5 protein-coding genes are annotated in these 8,186 nt (G+C 68.0%); all 5 read left to right on the top strand.

From position 1 onward, the window contains the following. Positions 1 to 94 precede the first annotated feature (94 nt). The 5 genes from ACM0PY_RS16380 (at position 95) to ACM0PY_RS16400 (ending at position 8,029) form a co-directional block, all read left to right on the top strand. Positions 95 to 2,251, top strand: a complete 2,157-nt coding sequence (locus tag ACM0PY_RS16380; RefSeq protein WP_180884128.1) for a RelA/SpoT family protein — start codon at positions 95 to 97, stop codon at positions 2,249 to 2,251. A 30-nt stretch (positions 2,252 to 2,281) separates the two neighbouring features. After that, positions 2,282 to 3,853, top strand: a complete 1,572-nt coding sequence (locus ACM0PY_RS16385) for a hypothetical protein (RefSeq protein ID WP_180884130.1) — start codon at positions 2,282 to 2,284, stop codon at positions 3,851 to 3,853. 186 nt (positions 3,854 to 4,039) lie between these two features. Then, positions 4,040 to 4,993 (top strand): glycosyltransferase family 2 protein, encoded by a 954-nt coding sequence (locus tag ACM0PY_RS16390; RefSeq protein ID WP_111202043.1) that lies wholly within the window; start codon positions 4,040 to 4,042, stop codon positions 4,991 to 4,993. Positions 4,994 to 5,069: 76 nt separating this feature from the next. Continuing rightward, complete coding sequence (gene mrcB / locus ACM0PY_RS16395; protein ID WP_180884131.1) at positions 5,070 to 7,496, top strand: penicillin-binding protein 1B; 2,427 nt, start codon at positions 5,070 to 5,072, stop codon at positions 7,494 to 7,496. Next, entirely contained in the window at positions 7,493 to 8,029 is a 537-nt protein-coding gene (locus ACM0PY_RS16400; protein ID WP_050562713.1) for a hypothetical protein, read from the top strand. The genes mrcB and ACM0PY_RS16400 overlap by 4 nt, the downstream gene beginning before the upstream one ends. The last annotated feature ends 157 nt before the right edge of the window (positions 8,030 to 8,186 follow it).

The raw sequence follows: 8,186 nt of genomic DNA on the forward strand, positions 1-8,186 counted from the left end.
GCATGTCTTCATGCCGGGTGATGGTAGGTGCAGTGATTGTCCCTGAACGGCGCCGGCGCTAGTGTAGGGGCCTCTGTCTTGCCTGCTCGATGCTGTGAACCGCGCTTCCGTCCCCGGCCTGGATGCCTTGTTGAACCGTCCCTCGGCAGCGGTGCTGCCTGCTCCGCTGCGCCAGGCCCTGCGTGAGCATTGGGAAGCGCCGGATTGCGACCACCAGATGCGTGCCAGCTGGTCGGTGCTGGGCGATACCCTCGATGCGCTGGCGATGCTCTCGGCCGACGAAGGCGCGGTGGTGGCCGCATTGCTGTTCGACCTGCCGGGCCTGCGCGCCAGCCTGGACCAGCTGCCGCTGGGCAACCACAAGGCGGCGGTGACCGGCCTGCTGGATGGCCAGGATGCGGCCGATCCGGTGTGGGCGCTGCATGCCGGCCGTGAGGCGGGGCGCAACAGTGAGGGCCTGCGCCGGCTGCTGCTGGCGATCATCCGCGACCTGCGCGTGGTGCCGATCCTGCTGGCGCGCCAGCTCGCGAGGATGCGTGCGGCCGACAAGCTGGACGAGGAGCAGCGGCGCGCGCTGGCCCAGCTGACCCGCGACATCCACGCGCCCCTGGCCAACCGGCTGGGCATCTGGCAGCTGAAGTGGGAGCTGGAGGACCTGGCGTTCCGCCACCTGGAACCGGAAACCTACCGCCGCATCGCCCGCGAGGTGGACGAAACCCGCATCGCCCGCGAGCGTTACGTCGAGAGCGTCAAGAAGGTGCTGTCGCGCGAGCTGGTCGCCCAGGGCATCAAGGCCGAAGTCAGCGGCCGCCCGAAGCACATCTACAGCATCTGGCGGAAGATGCAGAAGAAGCGGCTGGCCTTCGACCAGTTGTATGACATCCGTGCGGTGCGCGTGATGGTCGACGACGTTGCCGCCTGTTATGCCGCGTTGGGCGTGGTGCACGCGCTGTGGGCACCGGTACCGAGCGAGTTCGATGATTACATCGCACGCCCGAAGGCCAACGACTATCGCTCGCTGCATACCGCCGTGGTCGGCCCGGAAGGTCGCACCATCGAAGTGCAGATCCGCACCCATGAAATGCACTCGCAGGCCGAGCTGGGCGTGGCCGCGCACTGGAAGTACAAGGAAGGTGGCAAGGGCGCGGAGAAGTCCTTCGACCGCAAGATCACCTGGATGCGCCAGTTGCTGGAACAGGCGCAGGACGGGCAGGGCAATGAACTGGCCGGGGCGCTTGATGCCGAGCTGACCGAGGACCGGGTCTATGCGCTGAGCCCGAAGGACGAGGTGCTGGACCTGCCGCAGGGCGCTACGCCGCTCGATTTCGCCTACCAGGTGCATACCATGGTAGGGCACCGCTGCCGCGGCGCCAAGGTCAACGGCCGCATCGTGCCGCTGACCTACCGCCTGCGCAGCGGCGACCGCGTCGAGATCCTGACCGGCAAGGAGGCCGATCCGCGCCGCGACTGGCTGATGCCGGCCAACGGCTTCCTGGCCAGCAACCGCTCGCGCGAGAAGGTGCGCAGCTGGTTCCACAAGCTGGACCGCGCGCGCAACGTGCAGGCCGGTCGCGAGCTGCTCGAGCGCGAGCTGAAGCGGCTGGGCCTGCAGCACGCGGACCTGGCTGTGGCGGCGAAGAAGTTCCATGCCGACAGCGTCGATGACCTGTACATCCAGGTGGCGCTGGGCGATACCGGCCCGAACCAGGTCAGCCGTGCGCTGCTGGAGGCGGAGCGTGCCGCCAGCCAGCCCGCACCCGCACCGGCCCTGCCGCGGCCGACCGCGCGCCGCGAGAACCTGGGCAAGTCCAAGTTCACCGTGCAGGGCGTGGGCAACCTGCTGGTGCAGCTGGCACGCTGCTGCCAGCCGGTGGCCGGCGAGCCGATCGTCGGCTACCTGACCCGTAGCCGGGGTGTCACCGTGCATCGTGCAGACTGCGCCGCGCTGGCCCGGCTGGCGGCCAGCAGCCCGCAGCGCATCCTGCCGGTGGAGTGGGGCCAGGCTGGGGGCGGCTACGAGGTGGACGTCGTGGTCGATGCGGTCGATCGCCGCTGGCTGCTGAAGGACATCACCAACCTGATCGCCCAGGAAGACGCCTACGTGCTCGACATCCACAGTGACAACGTGCGCAACAGTGGCCGTGCCCATCTGCGGCTGCGCCTGAAGGTCAGTGACTACGGGCAGTTGTCGACGCTGCTGGGCAAGCTCGATGCGCTGCCGGGCGTGAGCGAGGCCCGTCGCCTCGGCTGAGCTTCACGCTGCCCCGGCTACCCTGCACGCATGGAACGCGAGCCCCCGCATCGCCCGCATGGCGCTGAACATCCTGCGCTGGACCGTGTCCGTCGCGAGGGGCGTTGGTGGTGGCTGCAGGCGCGCCATGCGCGCCGGATCTGGCGCTGGGCGCTGCTCGCAGCGCTGGCCGTGTTCGTGCTGCTGGTCCTGCTGCGCAAGCCGTTGGCAGACTGGTTCTGGGATGAGCCGCAGATCGAACAGCTGCTGGCCGAGGGGGATCGTGCATTGGCGGCTGGGCGCCTGAGCGATGCCGATGGCAGTGGTGCGCGCGAGCGCTACCAGGCGGCGCTGGCGCTGGACGGTGATCGCCCGCAGGCGCGCCAGGGCCTGGCCAATACCGGCGCGGCAGCGCTGCAACAGGCGCGCGATCGACTGCAGGCGGATGACCTGGACGGCAGCGCGCAGGCCCTGGCACTGGCCCGTGAGCTGCAGGTGCCGCAGGGCGACGCCGATGCGGTCGCCCGCCAGTTGCAGGCGCGACGCAGCGCCGGAGCCGGTATTGGCGCGTTGTTGGCGCAGGCGCGTAACGCGTTCGCGGCCGGACGCCTGGATGACGGCGACAGCAGTGCGTTGCCCTTGTTCCAGCGCATCCTGGCCCTGCAGCCGGACAACCTGCCGGCGCTGGAAGGGCGCGAAGATGCGCTGAGCGACCTGCTGCTGCAGGCACGCACGCTGGCGGAGCGAGGGGAGTTGGCCGAGGCGGCCGCGCTCCTGCGTCGTGCCCGTCAGTTTGATGCCGGTCATACCGATATGCCGGCGAGCGAGGAGACCCTCGCGCGCGCGGCCGACCGGCGCCTGCGGCAAGCGCAGCGTGCGTTGCGACGGCAGCAGCTGGAAGCTGCGGCCAAGGGTTTCCAGGCGGTGCTGGTGGTGGCCGCCGATGATTCCAATGCGCAGCGCGGGCGTGAGCAGACCCTGCAGGCAGTGGTTGCACGCAGCCAGAAGTCCGCCGACGACTTCCAGTTCGATGCGGCGCAACGTGATGCGGCCCTGGCGGCGGAGCTGGGGGCTTCGCAGGCCGTCCGGCAACAACTGGCGCAGCGCCTGCAGCGCGCGCAGCAGGCGCAGCGGGCTCTGCAGCAGCCCGCGGTCAGCACGGCGCAGCGCGAACGCCAGCTGCGCGACCACCTGCGGAAGATCGAACGTGCCGAGCGCGCGGGGCAGTGGATCAGCCCACCCGGGCACAGCGCGTTCGACGCGTTGCGCGAAGCCCAGTCGCTGGCTCCCCGCGATGCGCGGGTGAAGGCAGCCGCCGCACGCTTGCTGCCCGCCAGCCGACGCTGCTTCGACGACAATCTGCGGCAGAACCGCGTGCAGGCGGCAGGCGCCTGCCTGCAGGCCTGGCAGACCCTGTCACCGACCGCAGCCGGACTGCCCTCGGCGCGGCTGCGGTTGGCCCAGCGCTGGCTGGCGATTGGCAGCGAGCGGCTCGGTAACGGTGACCTGGCCTTCGCCGCGCATGCCGCCGAACAGGCGCGGTTGCTGCAGCCGGATCTGGCCGAACTGCCGGCGTTTGAAGATCGCCTGCGCCGCGCCGGTGGTGAGCTGCCAACACGCTGATATCGACAGGATTCGTGCAGGTCGCACTGGTCGGGTATAGTCCAGCCGCTGCGTCACGCTCAAGCGGTGCAGTGAGTTGTCAGTCTTGCTGTCAATGCTATTGCTGCAGGCTTGGCGGGAGATGGCCTTTGGTCGTTTTCATCGTTTTTCACACAGCCTGCGTTCCGCAGCCAGCGACATGACGTCATGAATCCAGTGATTCCGCAAGGGCCAGGTCCGGGGCCCGCATTCGATGCCTCCCTTGTCTGCGCTGTCATCGTCACCTATGGGCCCGAGCCGGCCCTGTTGCGGCGGGTGGTTGACAGTGTGCTGCAGCAGGTGGGGCATCTGGTGGTGTTCGACAATGGCAGCACTGGCGTTGATGTCGACGAACTGCTGGCCGGAAGGGGGGGGATCAGCGTGGTTGCCTCGGCGCACAACGTTGGCCTCGGGAGTGCCTTGAACCGGGCCTATGAGCGGGCGCAGGCGCTCGGCTTCGCTTATGTGCTGCTGATGGATCAGGATAGTGTGTTGGCGCCAAAGATGGTGGATATCCTGGGGACTGCACTGATCGAACTCACCCGCGCAGAGCGCGTGGCCGCTGTCGGGCCGCAGTTCCGCGATTCGCGCAGTGGCATGCTTTCCCCGTTCGTTCGCTTTGGCTTCCCGTTCAACCACAAGTTGCGAGGGGGGGCGGGCCAGCGCATCTCCTGCGATTTCCTCATCACGTCCGGTTCGCTGGTGCCGATGTCGGCATTGCAGGATATTGGTGCAATGGACGAAGACCTGTTCATTGACAACCTGGACATGGACTGGTGTTTCAGGGCCAAGCGCCAGGGTTATTCTCTGTATGGCATCTGCGATGCGCAGATGACCCATAGCATCGGCGAGGAGCTGCTGCCATCACGTACGAAGCCGGATGGCGTGATCGTGCACAAGCCCTTCCGTCTTTACTTCATCATGCGCAATCGCGTTCTGCTCTATGGACGTGCCTATACGCCACGGGTGTGGATTGCCCAGGATGTGCCGCGCCTGTTGCTGAAGCTGGCAGGCAACGGTCTGTTCCTCGCCCCTCGCTGGATTCGGTTGCGGTTCATGCTGAAAGGTTTGTGGGATGGACTTCGAGGCAAGGCCGGGCCATTGCCTCCGGTAAATCGCTGAACAGGCGGTCTGGTGAACCTGCCTTGCGGAAATGGGCTGGGGTAGACTCCGCTGACGCCCCTGCCATGTTTCTCCCGTGCCCCGACGCTACGATTCCGACGACATCGACGATTTCGACGACGACCCGCAGGACAGCGGTCCGCTGTGGCGGCGCCGGCTGATCACCTGGAGCATGGCTGCGGTCGCATTGGGATTGGGTTTCCTCATTCCCTATACGCTGTACCTGAACCAGCAGGTGACCCAGCGTTTCGGCGAGCTGCGCTGGCAGATCCCGACGCGCGTGTATGCGCGCCCGCTGGTGCTCACCCCCGGCAAGGCGATGGATGCGTCCACGCTGAAGACCGAACTGGCCGCCTCGGCCTATCGTGATGACGGCCAGGGCAAGGAGCCGGCCACCTATGCGGTGAACGGCGGTCGCTTTGTGATCTCCAGCCGCGGCTACAACGACGTCGATGGCCGGGTGGCGCCGCGCCGGGTGGAGCTGTCGCTGGCCGATGGCGGCGTGGCCTCGCTGCGCGACGCCGACAGCCGCAAGGCACTGAAGGCCGCGCGGCTGGATCCGGCGCGCATCGCCACGCTGTACGGCCAGAAGCAGGAAGAACGCCGCCTGATCCGCATGGACGAGGCGCCGGACCTGCTGGTGACCGGCCTGCAGGCAGTGGAAGACAAGGACTTCAACCGCCATCACGGCATCGACCTGTCCGGCATCGCGCGCGCGGTGTGGGTGACGATCCGTTCCGGTGGCCAGAGCCGCCAGGGCGCCTCGACGCTCACCCAGCAGCTGGCCCGCAGCGGCCTGCTTGGCATCGGCAAGGAGCAGACGCTCACCCGCAAGTTCAATGAGGTGCTGTACGCGCTGATCATGGAAGCGCGCTACGACAAGCGCACGATTTTCGAGGCGTATCTCAACCAGGTGTACCTGGGCCAGCGCGGCAGCCAGGCGATCCATGGCATGTCCTCCGGCGCCGAATTCTGGTTCGGGCGTGACCTGCAGTCGCTGGAGACCGAGCAGATCGCCCTGCTGATCGGCCTGGTCAAGGGGCCGTCCTTCTACGACCCGCGGCGCAACCCGGAACGTGCGCTGGATCGCCGCAACTTCGTGCTGGGCAAGCTGCACGAGGCCACGCTGATCGACGATGCCGAGTACCGGCGCGCGCTGAAGGCTCCGTTGGGTGTGCCCAAGGCACCGGGTCTGGTGGCAGCCAACCGCTTCCCCGCCTATGTCGACCTGGTCCGCCGGCAGCTTGCGCATGACTATCCGGAATCTGCGCTGCAGGGCGCGGGCCTGAGCGTGATGACCGGCATGTCGCCGTCCGCGCAGGCCTATGCCGAAGGCGCGGTGACCCGCACCATCAAGTCGCTGGAAAGCCAGCGTCGCCCTGAACTGCAGGCCGGCATGGTGCTGACCGACGTGCACAACGGCGACGTACTGGCGGTGATCGGCAGCCGTGAGGTGTCCGAGGTCGGCTTCAATCGTGCGATCGAGGCGCAGCGCCCGGTCGGTTCGCTGCTCAAGCCGTTCGTGTATCTGCTGGCCCTGGCGCAGCCGGACCGCTATTCGCTGGCCAGCTGGGTCGATGATTCGCCGGTGACGGTGCAGCTCGGCCGCGGCCGCAACTGGAGCCCCGGCAACGCCGACAACCGCAGCCACGGCACGGTGCGCCTGATCGATGCGCTGGCGCATTCGTACAACCAGGCGACGGTGCGCTTGGGCATGCAGGTCGGCCCCGAGCGCGTGACCCAGCTGATCCATGTGCTGGCCGGCATCAAGGCCGAGGCCAATCCGGCGGTGATCCTCGGCTCGACCGACCAGAGCCCGTATGCGATGGCGCAGCTGTACCAGTTCCTCGCGTCCGGGGGTGAGATCCAGCCGCTGCACGCCGTGCGCGGCGTGCTCGATCCGCAGGGCAAGCTGCTCAAGCGCTACGACAAGACCCCGGCACCGGCACAGGAAGGCGATTCGATTGCCGCCAACCTGATCAGTGTCGGCCTGCAGCAGGTCGTCGCCAGTGGTACCGCGCAGCGGCTCAATGCTGATGGCCTCGGCCGTCTGCAGCCAGCCGGCAAGACCGGCACCACCAACGATGGCCGTGACAGCTGGTATGCCGGCTACACCGGCGATCACCTGGCGGTGATCTGGATCGGCAACGATCAGAACCAGCAGGCCGGCCTGTATGGCGCCACTGGCGCGATGCGGGTCTGGTCGGGCATCTTCCAGCGCCTGCCGAGTGCGCCATTGCGGGTCAGCAACAAGGGCCTGGATTGGCAGCCGGTGGCTCCCACCGGTCTCAACAGCACCGATGAAGGCTGCCCCGGCGCGCGTCGTTTCCCGTTCGTGGTGGGCTATGCGCCTGCCTATGCGCCGTGCGCGCCGGCCGCGTCGCCCGAGGGGCAGGGCGAGGCTGAAGGCGAGGGCGGTGGCTGGCGCAGCTGGTTCGGCCTGGACCGCAAGCCGGAAGCACCCGCCGAACCTGCCGCCACCACTCCTCCCCCGAGCCGATGATGCCGATGAACATGCGAACCCTGCTGCAGCCCCTGGCCCTGACCGGCCTAAGTCTGGCCCTGGCCGCCTGCGTGAGCAGCGCGCCGCCGGTAGTCAAACCGGTCGACACCACCACGCCGGCGCAGCGCCTGGCGGCCGTGGATGCTGCAGCGGGTCCGGACGACAAGGAATTGTCGGTGCAGCCGCTGCGTGATTCGCAGGTGGAAGACCTGAGGCTGGCCGCACAGGCGCAGCGCCAGGCCAACGACCTCGCCGGTGCCGCCAGCAGCCTGGACCATGCGCTGGAGATCGTGGCTGGTGACCCGGCGGTGCTGCAGGAGCGTGCCGAACTGGCGCTGCTGCAGGGGCAGTGGGCACAGGCGGAGACGTTCGCACGCAAGGCCGTGGATCTGGGCTCGAAGACCGGGCCGCTGTGCCGCCGGCACTGGGCGACGATCGAGCAGTCGCGGCTGGCGCGGGGCGAGAAGGAGAATGCGGTGTCGGCGCACGCGCAGATTGAAGGTTGCACGGTGCCGGGGATCAAGCGTTACTGAGTTTTCAGCCAACGGCACAGCCCCTCGTGGCTGGCTGCTTGGCCGAGTAAAGCAAAAGCCGCGCTTGGCCGGGCGGGGTGGGGTCGCGGGGGACGCCGTGAACCCGTCCTTGGGAGCTTAGCCGCGGCATCCATGCCGCGGACACCCCCGCGAACCC

This window comes from Stenotrophomonas sp. BR163, assembly GCF_047520985.2.
Taxonomy (GTDB): Bacteria; Pseudomonadota; Gammaproteobacteria; order Xanthomonadales; family Xanthomonadaceae; genus Stenotrophomonas; species Stenotrophomonas sepilia.